This window comes from Xanthomonas sp. GPE 39 (assembly GCF_000963005.1).
Classification (GTDB): domain Bacteria; phylum Pseudomonadota; class Gammaproteobacteria; order Xanthomonadales; family Xanthomonadaceae; genus Xanthomonas_A.
Window position 1 is genome coordinate 1,001,878 of the sequence record NZ_JZHZ01000007.1, and the last position, 17,856, is coordinate 1,019,733.

Sequence of the window (17,856 nt, forward strand, 5' to 3'; positions counted from 1 at the left end):
GCTACGACAGGCCGCCTGCGGGCGGCTTGTCGCATTTTGTGGCTGGCGCCGGCGTGGCGTGCGCCGTATGCGCGGTGATGTGCCATCTGCCTGCGGCGTTGCCGTTGCCCGCTGGCGCGAATGCTGCTTCGCATGACCTATGGCATGGCACGTGGTGCTGGCGTAGGCATAGGATCGTTGTTTTCCCGTCCGTTATCGTTCCCCCGGAGTCTCCATGAACAAGTCCATCGCCTGGATGGTGCCCTTGCTGTTGTCTGCCGCCGCCACGTTCCAGGCTGCGGCCCAGACCGCACCACCGCGCGACGTGCCATTCGCCGGTACGTTGAAGATCGATGTCGATGCCACCGATCTGCCGCACCGCATCTTTCGCGTGCGCAGCACTATCCCGGCCACGCCAGGGCCGATGACCTTGCTGTATCCGCAGTGGATTCCCGGGAATCATTCGCCGACCGGGCCGATCGACAAACTGGCCGGATTGGTTATCAAGGCCAACGGCAAGGTGTTGCCGTGGACCCGCGACCAGTTCGATGTGTACGCGTTCAAGATCGAGGTGCCGGCGGGCGTCACCGAGATCGTCGCCGAGTATCAGTTCCTGTCCTCGCAGGGCAGCCGCGAGGGCCGGGTGATGATGACGCCGGAGATGCTCAACCTGCAGTGGAACACCACTGCGCTGTATCCGGCTGGCGTGTACGCGCGCAACATCATGACCCAGGCCAGCGTGACCTTGCCCTCGGGCTGGAGCTACGCCACTGCGCTGGAAACGGCCACCCATTCGGGCGATACGGTGACGTTCAAGCCGATCAATTTGGAGGATCTGGTCGATTCGCCGATGTACGCCGGCAAGTACTACAAGCGCATCGTGCTGGACGCCAAGAGCAAGGCGCCGGTGGCGCTGAACGTGTTCGCCGACAAGCCCAAGGCGCTGGAGATCAAGCCGGAGCAGATCAAGGCGCATGCGATGGTGGTGCAGCAGATGGACAAGCTATACGGCGCACGCCATTTCGACCACTATGAATTCCTGCTGGCATTGACGGAAAAGCTGGGCGGTATCGGCCTGGAACACCACCGTTCCAGCGAGAACAGTGGGCCGCTGGATTATTTCACCGACTGGAACCAGAGCTGGCAAATGCGTGATCTGCTGGCGCACGAGTTCAACCATTCCTGGAATGGTAAGTATCGCCGTGGCGTGGACATTGCCACGCCGAACTTCAACGTGCCGATGGGCGACAGCCTGTTGTGGATGTACGAGGGTCAGACCCAGTTCTGGGGGCATGTGATCGCGGCGCGCTCGGGGTTGTGGACCCAGACGCAAGCGCGCGACACGCTGGCCAACGTTGCCGCGAGCTATCAACGCGGCCATCCCGGCTTGGTCTGGCGCGCGTTGCAGGACACCACCAACGACCCGGCCATCTCGCTGCGCCGACCGCGCGTCTATCGCAGTTATCAGTTGAGCGAGGACTACTATTCGGGTGGGCAAATGATGTGGCTGGAGGTCGATGCGAAGCTGCGCGAACTCAGTGGCGACAAGCGCTCGCTGGATGATTTCGCCAAGGCATTCTTTGGGATGCACGACGGTGCATGGGACGTCAACACCTACACCTTTGACGATATCGTCGTCGCGCTCAACGGCGTCGCCAAATACGATTGGGCCAGCTTCCTGCGCAGCCATCTTGACGGTCACGGCTCGCTGGTCGGCGGGATCGAGGCCAGTGGTTGGAAACTCGTCTACACCGACAAGCCGAACGAGTCCAGCAAGAATGCCGAGTCGCGTGACAAGGGCCTCAACCTGACCTATTCGTTGGGCCTGTATCTGGACGATCAGGGCTGGGTAGAGGACGTACTGTGGGATAGCCCGGCGTTCGCGGCTGGCATCATCGACGGTAACCGCATCGTCGCGGTCGGCGGCCAAGAGTACAGTGCCGAAGTGCTCAAGCAGGCGATCACTGCGGCCAAGGACGCTGGCGCGCCGCTGGAGCTGCTGGTCAAGCGTGGCGACCGCTACGACACGTTGCGTCTGGATTACCACGGCGGCTTGTTGTATCCGCATCTTGAACGCATTGCTGGCAAGCCGGATCGTTTGAGCGAGCTGTACAAGACGCGCTGATGATGACGCGCGTCTGCCGATGCCGCGCGCGCTGGGTGCGGCATCGGCGCGCGCCACTCGTGGCTGCGTCGTGGTGGCTGGATGATGTCATCGTGTGTGCGTGGCATCGTCGGCTGTATGCGAGACATCGCGGTCGTGTCACCTGTAGAACGTTACGCGTGTGGGGACGCTGCTGTCGTTCCCCGAATTGGATGGTTGGCAGCGCTTAGCTTCGCCAACAAAACGGCTGCGTCGCCGCCGCATGGGTGCGGGCAGTGCTCCGAGTGCTCATGTGCCGCCTGTGCGCTGCGGTTGCTGTGCGCTGTCCACACCTGCCCGACACGACGCGCGACGTTCTGTTAGCCACTCTTGGTGCAATCGTGTATTGCGTGCGACGCAATATGCGCATGCCTCACGCTGCGTGTCGTCCAATGTATGAACGTTGCAGTGGGTGCGAAGATTTTTTCGATAGTGTTGTGCCGCACATTTTCTTTGGTGCAGATGCGCAAAATTTATGCCACCACCACGTAAGTTGATGTGGCGATGGATGGAATCTTTATGGGCGCGCGCTCTAGTGTAGATGGCCCGTTTACACGGGCTCTCAATCCACTCACGTTCCCCTGTGCAGGCTCTTCCCCATGCAGTCGTCTTCTCATTCGCTAGCTTCCGATGCCAATGCTCTGGAGGCTTCCGATCCCTTGCCGCAAAGCGGCGAAAATTTCGATCCCGCGTTACTGTTCGGCAACCTCGACATGAACTTGCGCCAGCGTGCGCGCTATGTCGATACGCTGGTGCAGCAGGATCGCCAGCATGCGCGCATGCCGTATCACCGTGAAATCGTCTCTCCTGCCGATCGTCAAGTGATGGTGCTCAATCGCGATACCGGCAATGCGCAGCCCATGTTGATGTTCGGTTCCAATAACTATCTTGGCTTGGCCAACCATCCGCATGTGCGCGAGCGGGTGACCCGCGCCATCGCAAGATACGGCACCGGCATTGGTGGGCCGCCGTTTCTCAATGGATATCTCGGCATCACCCGCGAACTGGAGCAGCGTCTGGCCGCGCACAAAGGCCAGGAAGACGCGATGATCTTCTCCAGCGGATTTTCTGCCAACCTGGCGTTGCCGGGCGCATTGATGCGCGAAGGTGATCGGATGTACTACGACGAATATTCGCATGCGTCGTGGTTCGATGGTTTGAAGTTGGCCGGTGTCAGTGCGCGTCGCTTCCCGCACAACGATCTACAGCGGCTTTCGCACTGGCTGGGTCAGCATGATGGCAACGGCCGCGACGTGTTCGTCGCCGTGGAGGGCGTGTATTCGATGGATGGCGACCTGGCGCCATTGGATCAACTGGTGACGCTGTGCAAGCGCCATTCGGCCATGCTGGTGGTCGACGATGCGCACGGCACCGGTGTGCTCGGCGCACATGGTGGTGGCAGCGGTGAGCACTTCGGCGTGGCGAAAGAGATCGACGTACTGATGGGGACCTTCAGCAAGACGTTGGCGGTCAATGGCGGCTTCGTCTGCGGCTCGCGTCCGTTGATCGAATATCTGCGTTGGATCTCGCGTTCGTACATGTTCTCCGCTGCGTTGCCGCCGGCCACCATCGCTGCGGTGCATGGCGCATTGGACGTGATCGAAAGCGAGCCCGAGCGCATGCGCCAGTTGCATGCCAATGCCGCTTCGCTGTGCGCACGGCTCAACGCCTTGTCCTGGGGTTTGAATGTGTCCACACCCTCTGCGATTTTGATGGTGCATACCCCGGCGGATATGGATGCCAAGGCGGCGGCGATGCGCTTGCATCAGCTGGGTATCTTCGTCAATCCCGTGCATTTCCCCGCAGTGCCGCGTGGACAGGAGCGCTTGCGGATTAGTGTGATGTCCACGCATACCTCGGAAGATCTGCAGTGTCTGGCCGACTGTATCGACCAGGTTTGGGACGAACACGCGCGCGGCGACGCGCGGCTTCGCCAGGCTGCCTGACCGGCGCCGCAGCGCGCTTGCCGGTCTCGCTTGGCGAGACGCGCTGCGGTTACAGTGGCACATCCCGTCGTTGTCCGGATGTGCCATGGTCAAGAGTGTCGTCAGTAAAGCCAGAACCGCATACGTCTGTGGCGAATGCGGTGCCGACTACACCAAATGGCAAGGCCAGTGCGCCGAGTGCGGTGCATGGAATACGCTGAGCGAAGTCGTGCTGGAGCGCGCGTCCGCCGCGAGCGTCCCTGCTGCTGCGCGTCGCGACGGCTGGGCCGGCAAGGTCGAAACGCCGAAAATCACCGCGCTCAAGGATGTGGAACAACGCGACCAGGCTCGCGTGTCCACGGGCATTGGTGAGTTCGACCGGGTGCTCGGCGGTGGCTTGGTCGAAGGCGCGGTGGTGCTGATCGGCGGCGATCCGGGCATCGGCAAGTCCACCTTGTTGTTGCAGGCGCTGGCAAAGATGGCCGGCACCTTGCCGGTGTTGTACGTGACCGGCGAGGAATCGCTGGCGCAGGTGGCCGGACGCGCGGTGCGTCTGGACCTGCCGCTGGACGGACTCAACGCCCTGGCCGAGACCGGTATCGAACATATCCTGCAGCATGCCAGCGCCGCGCGGCCGAAGTTGATGGTGGCCGATTCGGTGCAGACCCTGTGGACCGAGGCACTGAGCGCTGCGCCGGGGTCGGTCAGTCAAGTGCGTGAGAGCGCGGCGCGATTGGTACGCTATGCCAAGGAGACCGGCACGGCGGTGTTTTTGGTCGGTCACGTCACCAAGGAAGGCGGCATCGCCGGTCCACGCGTGCTCGAACACATGGTCGATGCGGTGCTGTATTTCGAGGGCGAGAGCGGCAGCCGCTTCCGCCTCTTGCGCGCCTTCAAGAACCGCTTCGGCGCTGTCAACGAACTGGGCGTGTTCGCGATGGGCGAGAAGGGGCTGAAGGAAGTCTCCAATCCATCGGCGATCTTTCTCTCCGGCGGCAGCGCGCACCAGCCTGGCAGTTGCGTGATGGTCACGCGCGAAGGCACGCGTCCGTTGATGGTGGAAGTGCAGGCGTTGGTGGATACCTCGCCGTTGTCCAACCCGCGTCGGGTTGCGGTGGGGCTGGAGCAGAACCGATTGGCGATGCTGCTGGCGGTGCTGCATCGACACGGCGGCATCGTGGTCGGCGACCAGGATGTGTTCGTCAACGTGGTCGGTGGCATTCGCGTGCAGGAGACGGCCGCCGATCTGCCGGTGCTGCTGGCGGTGTTGTCCTCGTTGCGTGATCGGCCATTGGCCGAGAAGACCATCGCCTTCGGCGAGGTCGGCTTGTCCGGCGAGATCCGCCCGGTGCCCAACGGCGAGGATCGGCTGCGCGAGGCGGCCACGCACGGATTCAAGCGCGCCATCGTGTCCAAGGCCAATGCGCCCAAGATCGGCACGGTCAAGGGCATGGAGGTGATCGCGGTGGAGCGGCTGGCGCAGGCGCTGGAGGCGGCGAGCGACTAGCGGCATGCGCTGCTGCACGCAGTGGTGAAGTGTTCAGTGGCATCGTGGACTGATGAGCAAGGTCGATCAACGTTGACGCGCTACTTTCTTGTCATCAGGCACCATGCAAGCACATGGCGGCCAAGGAGCAAACGATGAAGCCCGGTAATGCTGCCAGAGAGCAATGGTGCTTGACGCGCGGCGTTCGCACACCGTTCGTGCTGCTCTATCTTCATGGGTTTTCGGCCAGTCCCGGCGATGCCGGCGATCTGCCGGAGCAGATGGCGCAGGCGCTCGTAGCCAATCTGTATGTCCACCGCTGGCCGGGTCACGGCGAAGCGACACCAAACGCGATGCAAGGGCTTAGCCGTGGAGGCCTGGAGGCCTCGGCGCTGGAGGCTTTGGATCGGGCCTGCGCGATGGGCGATGTCGTTGCGATCATTGGTTCCTCGCTCGGTGCCACGCTGGGGCTCTGGCTTGCCGCCACGCGGCCTGCGGATGTTGGTGCCGTCGTTGCATGGTCGCCCGCTGTGCAGGCCGTCGACCCTGCGTTATTGGACCAGTTGTGCGCGGCGACCGAGCCGTGGCAGGTGCCCGGAGAGCGTTCGCCCGCCGTCCAAGCCTACTGGTCGCAGTGGATACATCCCGATGGCTTCAACGCGCTGCGCGAGACGCTGAGCGGGAACGCGGCCTGTCCGCCTTGGTCCAGGGTGAAATGCCCGGTGTTCCTGGGCTACTACCGTGATGCGACTGGAGCGGAAGATCGCACGGCATCCGTGCCTGCGATGTTGTCCATGTTCGATGCACTGGGCACGCCCCCGCAGCACAAACGCGCACAGCCGTTCGCTGCCGCTGCCCATGCCATCGGCTCGCCGTACAAATCGCAGCTTGCTGGTGTGGTGGCGGCGGCGTCGGTCAATTTCTTGAAGGACATGCTGCCTTGCGCGGCTCAAGCCAGCGCTGTTCAAGCCAGTGCGGGCTAAGCCAGCGGCAGAAAATCGCAGATGTCGAGCAGGCTGTGGTGGGGCAATGGCGTAGGGACGCCCGCTGAACTGATGCTGCTGCGGTGACGCGCAGTTGCATTAGATTGTACGTGGTGGGCTGCGCCGCTCGATGTTGCCGTCAGCAGCGCACAGCGACACGTTGCAGGCGCAGCCAGAACCACTCGTTGGATTGGGGAGTCCAGCGGCTTAATGCGAATCGCGCGCGACCTCCGCGCCGCTGCCGCCGACCAGAAAATCCAGGTCCGCACCCAGATGTGCTTGTTGCACGTGCTCCACGTACAGCTTGCTCCAGCCGCGCATCGGGGCGGGCAACGGGGTCCATTCGCTGCGTCGGCGCAGCAGTTCCTCGTCGCTCACTTCCAGGTGCAGCGAGCGGCCGGGGACGTCGAGTTCGATGATGTCGCCGTCGCGCACCAGCGCCAACGTGCCGCCGGTGGCGGCCTCGGGTGAGGCATGCAGAACCACGGTGCCGTAGGCGGTGCCGCTCATGCGTGCGTCGGAGATGCGCACCATGTCGGTGATGCCGGCGCGCAGCAGTTTCGGCGGCAGCGGCATGTTGCCGACCTCGGCCATGCCGGGGTAGCCGCGCGGGCCGCAATTTTTCAACACCATGATGCTGTCGGCGTCGATGTCCAGCGCTTCGTCGTCGATGCGCGCCTTCATGTCTTCGATGCTTTCGAACACCACCGCGCGGCCACGGTGCCGCAACAGATGCGATGAAGCGGCGGAGGGTTTGATGACCGCGCCGTCCGGGGCCAGATTGCCGCGCAGTACGGCGATGCCGGCCTGCTCGCGGAATGGCGTGTCGATGGCGTGGATCACCGCGCGGTTCCAGCACGTTGCCTGCGCCACGTTCTCGCCCAGGGTGCGGCCGTTGACGGTGCGCGCCTCCAGGTCCAGTTCGTTGCCGAGTTCGCGCATCACTGCCGGCAATCCGCCTGCGTAGTAGAAATCTTCCATCAGATAGTCGCCCGATGGCTTCAAATTGACCAGGCACGGCAGGCGAGAGCCCAATTGGTCCCAGTCGTCCAGGCTCAGCGGCACGCCGATGCGACCGGCGAGGGCAAGCAGGTGGAGCACGGCATTGGTGGAGCCGCCGATGGCGGCGTTGACCTTGATCGCGTTGGCGAATGCCTGTCGGGTCAGGATCTGCGACATGCACAGGTCTTCTTCCACCATCTGCACGATGCGCCGGCCACTGAGCCGTGCCAGCCGCGCGCGGCGCGCATCCACGGCCGGGATGGCGGCGTTTTCTGGCAGCGACATGCCCAGTGCTTCGACCATGCTGGCCATGGTCGACGCGGTGCCCATGGTCATGCAGCTGCCTTTGGAGCGCTGCATGCAGGCTTCGGCTTCGACGAACTCCTCCTGCGCCAGGGTGCCGGCGCGCACCATCTCCGACATCTGGATCACCCCGGTGCCCGAGCCCAGCGGCTGTCCGCGCCAGTTGCCCGACAGCGAGGGGCCACCGGATACGCCGATAGTCGGCAGGTCGACGCTGGCCGCTCCCATCAGCAGTGACGGTGTGGTCTTGTCGCAGCCCATCAACAGCACCACGCCATCGAGGGGATTGGCGCGGATCGATTCCTCCACATCCATGCTGGCCAGGTTACGGAACAGCATCGCGGTCGGCCGCATCTGCGTCTCGCCCAGCGACATCACCGGGAATTCCAGCGGAAATCCACCGGCCTCGTAGACGCCGCGTTTGACGTGTTCGGCTAGTTCGCGCAAATGGCCGTTGCACGGCGTCAGTTCCGACCAGGTATTGCAGATGCCGATCACCGGGCGGCCATCGAACATGTCGTGCGGGTGGCCAGCGCTTTTGAGCCAACTGCGGTAGTAGAAGCCTTGCTTGCCTTCGCGTCCGAACCACGCCTGGCTGCGGCGCGGTGGTTTGCTGGATGAGCTCATGCTGGCGTTCCTCGTGTCCGGGTCGCCGGGGTCACGCCTGTGCGCAAGCCGCCCCCGGATGCTTTACGCAAGCGATGCTAGCGGGCATATTGATACATGAAAAATAACAAATATCTGTTTAGCGATATTTGTTTTTGCATGCGGGAATCCCACTCCACCCAGAGCAAAACGGCATGGACAATTCGGCAAATGCAGCGTCTTCTTCCAGTGGTCAGGCAATGTACGGCAGTTTGCGCGGGCGTCGGGTGTTCATCACCGGCGGTGGCTCGGGTATTGGCGCGGCGCTGGTCGAAGCCTTCGCTGTGCAGGGCGCGCAGGTGGCGTTCGTCGATGTCGCCGCCGAGGCCAGCGCGGCATTGGTCGAACGTCTGGCTGGCGCAGGCTTGGTGAAGCCGTGGTGGCGCCGTTGCGACGTCACCGACGTGGTGGCGTTGCAAGCGGCAATCGGCGAGGCGGCGGCCGAGCTGGGCGATTTCCATGTGCTGCTCAACAACGTGGGCAGTGACGACCGCCACGCCCTGGACGCGGTGACTCCGGCCTACTGGGAGCGTTGTGTGGCGATCAACCAGCGTGCCGCGTTCTTCGCCATCCAGGCGGTGGTGCCGGGCATGCGTCGGCTCGGTGGCGGTGCCATCGTCAACCTCGGCTCCACTGGTTGGCAGACCAAGACCGGTGGTTATGTCGTCTATGCCACGGCCAAGTCGTCGGTGAATGGGCTCACCCGTGGACTGGCGCGCGAACTGGGTGCGGCGCGGATCCGCATCAACGTGCTCACGCCTGGTTGGGTGATGACCGAACGCCAGGTCACGCTGTGGCTGGACGAGGCCGGCGAGCGTGAGCTGGCCCGCAACCAGTGTTTGCCCGATAAAGTGATGCCGGAAGACATTGCGCGCATGGCGCTGTTTCTTGCCTCCGACGAGGCGCGTGCGATCACCGCGCAGGAGTTCGTGGTGGATGCCGGTTGGACGTGATGCTTACACCCTGCGTGCGCAGGTGCGAGTTCGACTGACCACGGTTGTCGTCGCAGGGACGCCAGTGCGACAGAATCTCAGTGCCGTGGCGGGTTCTTGAATGTGTGCGTTTGCGGCGACGAACTGCGCTGCGATAGCAAGCGCGCAGGGATGCGCTGGAGCTGTGCATCGTCCTTGCGTAGCGGCGCGGGTGTCATCCGTGGGGGAGCGGCTCGGTGTCTGGCATGCTCGCGCCATACACGCTGGCGGCGGCCTCCTGCAGGGCTTGCAGCATGATCCGCGCGCCGGGTGAGAGCAGCCAGTCCCTGCGGGTGATGATGCCGAACGCATCCATGCGGCAGGATAGCTCCACCGGCACGAGTGCCACGCTGCCGTGGTCGGCGAAATGTCGGGCGATGTCCACCGGCACGACTGCGACATGATCGCTGTGCCGCAGTAATTGCGGCAGCACCGCCAGCGCGGAGGTTTCCAGTACGCGTTTGGGCGCTTCCAGCCCGGCGTTCTGGAACATCAGCTCGAAGCGGTGGCGCAACACGCTGCCGTCCGGTGGCACGATCCAGGCGGCATCGGCCAGTTCACGTAGCGACGGTGGTGGGCCTGCCAGCAGCGGATGCCCGGGACGGACGATGGCGCAGATGTGCTCCTCGGCCAGCGCCTGATAGTGCAGGTGACGCTTGTCGTGACGTGCTAACAGCCGCGCGACCACGATGTCGAGCTTGTTCTGCGTCAGTTGTTCCAGCAGCACGTCGCTGCCGTCCACGCGCAATGCCACGCGCAGTAACGGATGTTGCGCGCCGACCTGGGCCAGTGCCGTGGGCAGCAGGCTCATCGCCGGACCGGCGATCGCACCGACGCTGACGTTGCCGGCATAGCCGGCTCTCAGCGCTTCGATCTCGGCGCCGGCCTCGTTGAGGCTGGCCAGGGCGATGCGCGCGTGGCGGATCAACGTCTCCCCGTACCAGGTCGCGCGCATCCCGCGCGGCAGGCGGTCGAACAGGCTGACGGCCAGCATGTCCTCCAGATCCTTCAACAGCTTGGAGGCGGCCGGTTGCGACATGTTCAATGTCTCGGCGGCACGATGGATGTTGCCTGCTTCGTCGATGGCCAGCAGCAGCATCAGTTGCCGGGTCTTGAGGCGGGCGCGGACGAACCAGGGCGTGGTGGCAGACATGATGCAGTGAAGTATACGAATGTTCGTATAAGTTAAGCCAAAACCGATATTTGTTGCATATAGGTCATCCGGCCAGAATGACCGCGCACCTCGCGTGGTGTGCGTGCTGCGCCGCGCGAGGTTTCCCCCGTATTTCCACAGGCGACCGATTCATGCGATTGATCCAGTTGCGCGAGGCCTCCGGCGTGACCGCTGTAGGCGTGGTTGAAGCCGAAGGCACCCAGGTGCGAGTGCTGCGCGAGGTCGCCTCGACCTACGCCCTGGCCAATGCGGCGCTGGCTGCTGGTTGCAGTCTGGATGAGCAAGCCATGGGCCTGCGTAGCGAGCGTGTGCTGGATTACGCCGAGTTGCTGGCCAATGGCCGGGTCTTGTCGCCGTTGACCCATCCAGACCCGGCGCACTGCCGCGTCACCGGTACTGGCCTGACCCATCTGGGCAGTGCCGCCACCCGTGATGCCATGCACCAGAATCTGCAGCAGCAGGCACATGCCGGCACGCTCACCGATTCGATGAAAATCTTCCAGCTTGGCGTGGAAGGGGGCATCCCGCGCGATGGCCGCCCCGGCGCGCAGCCGGAGTGGTTTTACAAGGGCGATGGCAGCATTCTGGTGGCTCCTGGCGCGGCGCTGCCGTCGCCGGATTTCGCCCTGGATGGCGGTGAGGAGCCGGAATTGGTCGGCTTGTACGTGATCGCTGCCGATGGGGTGCCGTATCGGCTGGGCTTTGCGCTGGGCAATGAATTTTCCGATCACGTCACCGAGCGGCAGAACTATCTGTATCTGGCCCATTCCAAGTTGCGCGCCTGCGCGGTGGGGCCGGAACTGCGCAGTGGCGAGTTGCCGCGCGACCTGCGCGGTAGCAGCCGTATCCGTCGTGGCGAGACGGTGATCTGGGAAAAACCGTTCGTCACCGGCGAAGCCAATATGTGCCATTCGCTGGCCAATCTCGAATACCACCATTTCAAGTACGCCGCGCACCGTGTGCCGGGCGATGTGCATCTGCACTTTTTCGGCACGGCCACGCTCAGTTTCGCCGACGGTGTGCAGGCGCAGCCGGGTGATCGTTTCGAGATCGAACTGCCGGCCTTGGGCGCAGCGTTGGTCAATCCGCTGCAGCGGGTGCCCGCTGGATTCGACCTAGGTGGCGTGCGCGTGTTGTAGAGATCGATCCCATGCGCGCGCCGACCTGGAAGGCCAGGCGGCCGCTGCGGTGCGAATGCCGCATGCGTTATCCGCGCGCCAACCAAGTGAGGAAGGGCTATGCAGAACTCGGGAATGCGTGCGGCGATGTTGGGGATGCTGGCAGTGCTGGGATTGGCGCTGGCTGGATGCTCCGGTGGCGGCAAGGAGGCGGGCAAGGCATCGGGTCAGGTCACGGTCGGCTTCAGTCAGGTGGGTGCCGAGAGCGAATGGCGCACCGCCAACACTGCCTCGATCAAGCAGGCCATCGCTGATGCCGGAATGAAGTTGAAGTTCTCCGATGCGCAGCAGAAGCAGGAAAATCAGATCAAGGCGCTGCGCTCGTTCATCGCTCAACACGTGGACGTGATCGCGTTTTCGCCGGTGGTGGAATCGGGTTGGGAGACCGTGCTGCGCGAGGCCAAGGCCGCCAACATTCCGGTGGTGCTCACCGACCGTGCGGTGAAGGTATCCGACGATAATTTGTACGTCACCCTGATCGGCTCGGACTTCGTCGAGGAAGGGCGCAAGGCCGCACGCTGGTTGCTGCAACAGTCGCCGCTGAAGGATGGCAATCAGCCCGTGCGCATCGTTGAATTGCAGGGCACGGTGGGGTCGGCGCCGGCGATTGACCGCATGCGCGGTTTCAAGGAAATCATCGCCGGTAATCCGCGCTTCCAGGTGGTGCGCTCGCAAAGTGGCGACTTCACCCGGGCCAAGGGCAAGGAAGTGATGGAAGCATTCCTGAAAGCCGAAGGCCGCCACATCGACGTGGTGTACGCACATAACGACGACATGGCGATCGGTGCGATCCAGGCCATCGAAGAGGCGGGATTGAAGCCCGGCAGGGACATCCTGGTGATCTCCATCGATGGGGTGAAGGGCGCGTTCGAAGCCATGCAGGCCGGCAAGCTCAACGTCACCGTGGAGTGCAATCCGCTGCTTGGTCCGCAATTGGTGCAGGCGATACGCGACATCAAGGCTGGTAAGCCGCTGCCCAAGCGCATCGTGGTCCAGGAGGCGGTGTACACCCAGGCGCAGGCCGCGGCCGAACTGCCCAAGCGCAAATACTGACGGACGCGCGCATGAATCCGCTCGTGCTGGAGGCGCAGGGCTTGAGCAAAGCCTATGCCGGCGTCGCTGCGCTGGAGGATGTGGCGTTGCGCCTGCGCGGCGGCGAGATCCATGCGCTGATGGGCCAGAACGGCGCTGGTAAATCGACTCTGATTAAGTTGTTGACCGGGGTGGTTGCCGCCGACGCGGGGCGTATCGCGCTCGATGGCGTGGCGATTGTGCCGGCCTCGCCGTTGCAGGCGCAGCGCTTGGGCATCAGCACCGTGTACCAGGAAGTGAATCTGTGCCCGAACCTGTCGGTGGCGGAGAATCTGTTCGCCGGCCGCTATCCAATGAAGGGCTGGCTGCGGCGGATCGATTGGCGCCGGGTCGAGCGCGATGCGCAGGCTTGCCTGCAGCGATTGGGTGTTGCCATCGACGTGCGCCGGGCGTTGTCCACGTATCCGGTGGCGGTGCAGCAGATGGTGGCGATCGCGCGCGCGGTGAGCGTCTCGGCGCGGGTGTTGATTCTCGACGAACCGACCTCCAGCCTCGACGAAGGCGAGGTCGCCGATTTATTCCGGGTGATGCGTGGGCTGCGCGCGCAAGGTATGGCGATTCTGTTCGTCACCCATTTTCTCGATCAGGTCTATGCGGTGTCCGACCGCATCAGCGTTTTGCGCAATGGTCGTCTGGTTGGCGAATACACCCCGGTGGAGCTGCCCGCGCCGCAACTGATCGCGGCGATGGTCGGGCGCGCGCTCGATCCAGCGGCGGCTGCGGCGGAGGCGGTCGCGGCGCCGCTGACCGAGCAGGGGCCTGCGCTGGTGCAGTTGCAGGGACTGGGCCGGCGCGGCCACCTGCATCCGACCGATCTGCACGTGCACCGTGGGCAGGTACTGGGCTTGGCCGGTCTGCTGGGCGCTGGCCGCACCGAACTGGCCCGGCTGCTGTTTGGCCTGGATCGCGCCGAGTGCGGCCGCGTGCTCATCGATGGCCGTGCGGTGGCGCTGCGCGGTCCGCCCGATGCGATTGCTCATGGTTTTGCATTGTGTCCGGAAGAGCGCAAGACCGATGGCATCGTCGCTGAGCTATCGGTGCGCGAGAACATCGTGTTGGCGCTGCAGGCACGTCGGGGGCTGCGTCGTTTTCTGGCCCCGGCGGAACAGCGGCGCATCGCCGAGCGCTTCGTCGATGCGTTGGCGATCAAGACCGCCAGCGTGGAAACGCCGGTGGGCTTGTTGTCCGGCGGCAATCAGCAAAAAGTGGTGCTGGCGCGCTGGCTGGCGACGCAGCCGCGTGTGTTGATCCTGGACGAGCCCACGCGTGGGATCGACATCGCGGCCAAGCAGGACATCATGACCCGCATTCTGGCGCTGGCGCGCGAGGGCATGGCGGTGGTGTTCATTTCCGCCGAGGTCGCGGAGATTGCGCGCATCGCCGACCGTATCGCGGTGCTGCGCGAGCGCCGCCTGGTCGGCGAACTGCCGGGTGGCTGCGGCGAGCGCGCGGTGTTCGATCTGATCGCGGGGAGTACGGTGGCATGAACACGCACAGCGTATCCGTTGCACACCTATGGCGATGGCTGGCGCAGTTGCGCGCGCATCCGTTGTTCTGGCCGCTGGCCACGCTGGCCTTGTTGCTGCTCGGCAATGGCGTGTGGAATCCGGGTTTCCTGTCGTTGCAATGGCGCGATGGACATCTGTACGGCACCTTGATCGATATCGGCAACCGTGCCGCGCCGTTGGCGCTGGTGGCGTTGGGCATGACCTTGGTCATCGCGGTGCGTGGGCTGGATATCTCGGTCGGTGCGGTGGTGGCGATTGCCGCGATGGTGGCGGCCTGGACCATCGGTGGCGGCGAACACAGTCGTTTTCCGCTCTGGGTCGTGTTGCTGGCACCGCTGCTGGTCGCGGCGTTGTGTGGGCTGTGCAACGGGCTGCTGGTGGTCAAGATCGGCATGCAGCCGATCATCGCCACGTTGATCCTGATGGTGGCCGGACGCGGCATCGCCCAGTTGATCGGCGATGGACAAATTTTGACCATCTACTATGCGCCTTACTTTTATTTCGGTAATGGATTTTTGTTCGGGTTGCCGTTCGCGCTGTTCGTGGTCGCGGTGGTTTTCCTGATTTTGCAGTGGTTGCTTGGACGCACGGCGTTGGGCTTGTTCGTGCGTGCCATCGGCCACAATCCGCGCGCGGCGCGCGTGGCCGGGGTCAGGGCGCGGCTGATTGCCGTGCTGTTGTACGTGTTCTGCGCGTTCAGCGCGGGCCTGGCCGGAGTGTTGATCAGTTCCAACGTCAAGAGTGCCGATGCCAACAATGCTGGGCAATTGATGGAACTCGACGCGATTCTCGCGGTGACGCTTGGCGGTACCTTGCTCGACGGTGGTCGCTTCAGCCTCGCGGGGAGCGTGATCGGCGCGCTGATCATCCAGACCCTGACCGCCACCATCTATGCGCTTGGCGTGCCGGCGCAGGTCACTATGTTGATCAAGGCGCTGCTGGTATTCGCGGTGATGCTGCTGCAATCGCCACGGTTCCGCGCCAGCGTGCGCGCTTGGGTACGGCGACCGTCTGCGGGGGAGGCGCGATGAGCGCGCCCGCACCGCGCGCTGCCGTGCAAGGCATGCAGGATGGCATGCGCAGCGTCGCAGCGTGGCTGCATGGCGCGCGTCTGCCGTTGGCGATCACCGTGGTCCTGTTCGTGGCGATGCTTGGCGTCGGTGGCGTGCTCTACGATGGCTTTCTGTCGCCGCAGGTCCTGGCCAATCTGCTGATCGACAATGCCTTCCTGTGCATTGTCGCGGTCGGCATGAGCCTGGTGATCCTCAGTGGCGGCATCGATTTGTCGGTGGGCGCGGTGCTGGCGTTCACCACGGTGGTGTCGGCGTCGCTGGTCGAACGTCACGGTTGGTCGCCGTTGGCGGTGATCCCACTGGTGTTGTTGATTGGCACTGCCTTCGGCGCTGGCATGGGCGTGCTGATCCAGCGTTACCGTTTGCAGCCGTTCGTGGTCACGCTGGCGGGCATGTTCCTGGCGCGTGGCGCCAGCTATCTGGTCAGCGTCGATTCCATTCCGATCACCAATACGCTGTACCGGGCGATCGCCCAAACGCGCGTGCCGGTTGCGGCTGGTGCCTCGCTGTCGGTCGGCGCGTTGATCGCGCTGGCGACGGTGGCGCTGGGCATGTGGTTGGCGCATTGCACGCGCTTCGGTCGTTGCGTGTATGCGTTGGGCGGCAGCGAGACCTCGGCGCGGCTGATGGGGTTGCCGGTGGACGCCACTCAGGTCCGGGTGTATGCCTTCAGCGGTTTTTGTTCTGCGTTGGCCGGGGTGGTGTGCACGTTCTACATGCTGTCCGGTTACAGCCTGCATGCCTCTGGACTGGAACTGGATGCGATTGCCGCCGTGGTGATCGGCGGCACGCTGCTCGCCGGTGGCAGCGGCTACGTGATTGGTACGCTGTTCGGTGTGCTGATGCTGGGGGCGATCCAAACCTTGATCGTGTTCGACGGGACGCTCAGCTCGTGGTGGACACGGATCGTGATCGGCGCGCTGCTGTTGCTGTTCTGCTTGTTGCAGCGCTTGTTGACCCGGCATGTGCCGGGTGCTGCGGCAGAGGGTTGAGCGTGTATTGCTAGATGTTGTTGCCGGCCACGGTCGATGTCGGGGTGTGCGTGCTGCCACGACGCATCGCCCAGTTGAACAGCGGCGTAGCCATCAGCGTGGAAGCAATCGCCATCAGGACCAGGATCGAGAACAGTCCTTGCTCGATGACCCCGGCTTGCAGGCCGATGTTGATGATGATCAGCTCCATCAGCCCGCGCGCGTTCATCAGTGCGCCGATGGCCATGGCGTCGCGGTTGTTCTCGCCGCTGGCGCGTGCGGCGGCCCAGCAGGCGATGCCCTTGCCCAGGAACGACGCCAGCAGGATCGCCACGCCGGCCAGCAGGAGTGGCGGATCCATCAGTACGCTGAGTTGCGTCTTGAGTCCGGAGAAGGTGAAGAACATCGGGAGCAGGAACACCACCACGAACGGCTGCAGTTGCGCGCGTAATTTTTCGGTCAGCGCGCCCTTGGGCAGGCAGGCGCCGAGCAGGAAACCGCCGAACACCGCGTGGATGCCGATGGCGTCCATCGCCCAGGCGCTCAGGCAGAACAGCATCAGCACCACCGCCAGCACGCTGGCGCTCAACGGCCGGTCGGGATGCACATGGTCGGCCAGCCGCCGCAAGCCATGGCGGCCCAAGAACATCATGAATACCGCATAGCCCACCCCGCCGCCGATCGCCAGATAGGCGCTGCCCCAACTGCCGCCAAAACTCGCCAACACGATGGCGAGGATGCACCAAGCCGCCGCATCGTCGATCGCGCCGGCGGTCAGCGCTAGGGTGCCGAGCGAGCTGTCGGTGAGGCCGCGCTCGTGGATGATCCGCGCCAACATCGGGAATGCGGTGATGGCAATCGCCGCGCCTAGGAACAGCGATGCGTCCAGTCCTTTGGCCTTGGCCGAGAACAAGGCTGGTATATGCAGCAACCATGGCACCAGCAGGAAGCCTAGCGCGAATGGCACGGCGATGCCGGCCAGCGATACGTGCATCGCGCTGCGGTAGCGCGCGCGGAAATGCGTGCCGCGAAAATCGGTGCCGACCAGAAACATATACAGACCCACGCCGAACTGCGCGGCCACGTACAGCGTATCCAGTGTCTGCTTGGGGAACAGCGCCTGCTGCAGCCCCGGCAGCGCCGCGCCGAACAGCGACGGTCCCAGGGCGACACCGGCGATCATCTCGCCGACCACCTGTGGTTGGCCCAGACGTTTGGCGAGCATGCCGACCAGCCGGCACGCCAGCAGGATGGCGGCGGCTTGCAGAAAGAAATACACCGACAACTGCGGGGTGGTCACGATGGCGTGGGTCCTGAATGGCTGCGCGGATGATAGGAGCGCAGTGTGAGGAAATCCACGCTTCCCCAGCGCCGCTGTGATCGCGGCCTGCCAGGTCTGCCGATTTTGCGCGACCATCCATGG

13 protein-coding genes are annotated in these 17,856 nt (G+C 64.0%); 10 read left to right on the top strand and 3 right to left on the bottom strand.

The annotated features are described in order from the left end of the window. Positions 1-214 precede the first annotated feature (214 nt). From XALGPE39_RS04260 to XALGPE39_RS04275, 4 genes are all read left to right on the top strand, one after another. A complete protein-coding gene (locus tag XALGPE39_RS04260; RefSeq protein WP_045727125.1) occupies positions 215-2,104 on the top strand; it encodes a tetratricopeptide repeat protein in 1,890 nt (629 codons plus the stop codon). A gap of 617 nt (positions 2,105-2,721) precedes the next feature. Further along, positions 2,722-4,068: a pyridoxal phosphate-dependent aminotransferase family protein gene (locus XALGPE39_RS04265; protein ID WP_052689995.1), complete on the top strand. Its 1,347-nt coding sequence runs from the start codon at positions 2,722-2,724 to the stop codon at positions 4,066-4,068. Between the two features lie 85 nt (positions 4,069-4,153). Next, on the top strand, positions 4,154-5,554 hold the full coding sequence (gene radA, locus XALGPE39_RS04270; protein WP_045727126.1) for a DNA repair protein RadA: 1,401 nt from the start codon (positions 4,154-4,156) through the stop codon (positions 5,552-5,554). 113 nt (positions 5,555-5,667) lie between these two features. After that, a complete protein-coding gene (locus XALGPE39_RS04275) occupies positions 5,668-6,516 on the top strand; it encodes an alpha/beta hydrolase (protein WP_045727127.1) in 849 nt (282 codons plus the stop codon). A gap of 207 nt (positions 6,517-6,723) precedes the next feature. Here the strand turns inward: XALGPE39_RS04275 and XALGPE39_RS04280 are convergent, their stop codons facing one another. Next, positions 6,724-8,448, bottom strand: a complete 1,725-nt coding sequence (locus XALGPE39_RS04280; protein ID WP_045727128.1) for an IlvD/Edd family dehydratase — start codon at positions 8,446-8,448, stop codon at positions 6,724-6,726. A gap of 173 nt (positions 8,449-8,621) precedes the next feature. Between XALGPE39_RS04280 and XALGPE39_RS04285 the strand changes: the two genes are divergently transcribed. Then, on the top strand, positions 8,622-9,419 hold the full coding sequence (locus XALGPE39_RS04285; protein ID WP_045727129.1) for an SDR family oxidoreductase: 798 nt from the start codon (positions 8,622-8,624) through the stop codon (positions 9,417-9,419). 193 nt (positions 9,420-9,612) lie between these two features. Here XALGPE39_RS04285 and XALGPE39_RS04290 read toward each other — a convergent pair whose 3' ends face one another. After that, positions 9,613-10,590: a LysR substrate-binding domain-containing protein gene (locus XALGPE39_RS04290; protein ID WP_045727130.1), complete on the bottom strand. Its 978-nt coding sequence runs from the start codon at positions 10,588-10,590 to the stop codon at positions 9,613-9,615. A 152-nt stretch (positions 10,591-10,742) separates the two neighbouring features. Here XALGPE39_RS04290 and araD1 point away from each other — a divergent pair, with 152 nt between their 5' ends. The 5 genes from araD1 (at position 10,743) to yjfF (ending at position 16,454) form a co-directional block, all read left to right on the top strand. Beyond that, positions 10,743-11,750 carry an AraD1 family protein gene (araD1, locus tag XALGPE39_RS04295; protein WP_045727131.1) on the top strand — a complete coding sequence of 336 codons (1,008 nt, stop codon included), beginning with the start codon at positions 10,743-10,745 and terminating at the stop codon, positions 11,748-11,750. 99 nt (positions 11,751-11,849) lie between these two features. Then, on the top strand, positions 11,850-12,842 hold the full coding sequence (locus XALGPE39_RS04300; protein WP_235429745.1) for an ABC transporter substrate-binding protein: 993 nt from the start codon (positions 11,850-11,852) through the stop codon (positions 12,840-12,842). Positions 12,843-12,853: 11 nt separating this feature from the next. Beyond that, a complete protein-coding gene (locus tag XALGPE39_RS04305; protein ID WP_200893860.1) occupies positions 12,854-14,368 on the top strand; it encodes a sugar ABC transporter ATP-binding protein in 1,515 nt (504 codons plus the stop codon). After that, a complete protein-coding gene (locus XALGPE39_RS04310; RefSeq protein ID WP_045727133.1) occupies positions 14,365-15,420 on the top strand; it encodes an ABC transporter permease in 1,056 nt (351 codons plus the stop codon). Before XALGPE39_RS04305 ends, XALGPE39_RS04310 begins: the two co-directional genes overlap by 4 nt. Further along, complete coding sequence (yjfF, locus tag XALGPE39_RS04315) at positions 15,417-16,454, top strand: galactofuranose ABC transporter, permease protein YjfF (RefSeq protein WP_045727134.1); 1,038 nt, start codon at positions 15,417-15,419, stop codon at positions 16,452-16,454. The genes XALGPE39_RS04310 and yjfF overlap by 4 nt, the downstream gene beginning before the upstream one ends. A gap of 10 nt (positions 16,455-16,464) precedes the next feature. Here the strand turns inward: yjfF and XALGPE39_RS04320 are convergent, their stop codons facing one another. Then, complete coding sequence (locus tag XALGPE39_RS04320) at positions 16,465-17,733, bottom strand: cation:proton antiporter (RefSeq protein WP_045728955.1); 1,269 nt, start codon at positions 17,731-17,733, stop codon at positions 16,465-16,467. Between the last annotated feature and the right edge of the window lie 123 nt (positions 17,734-17,856).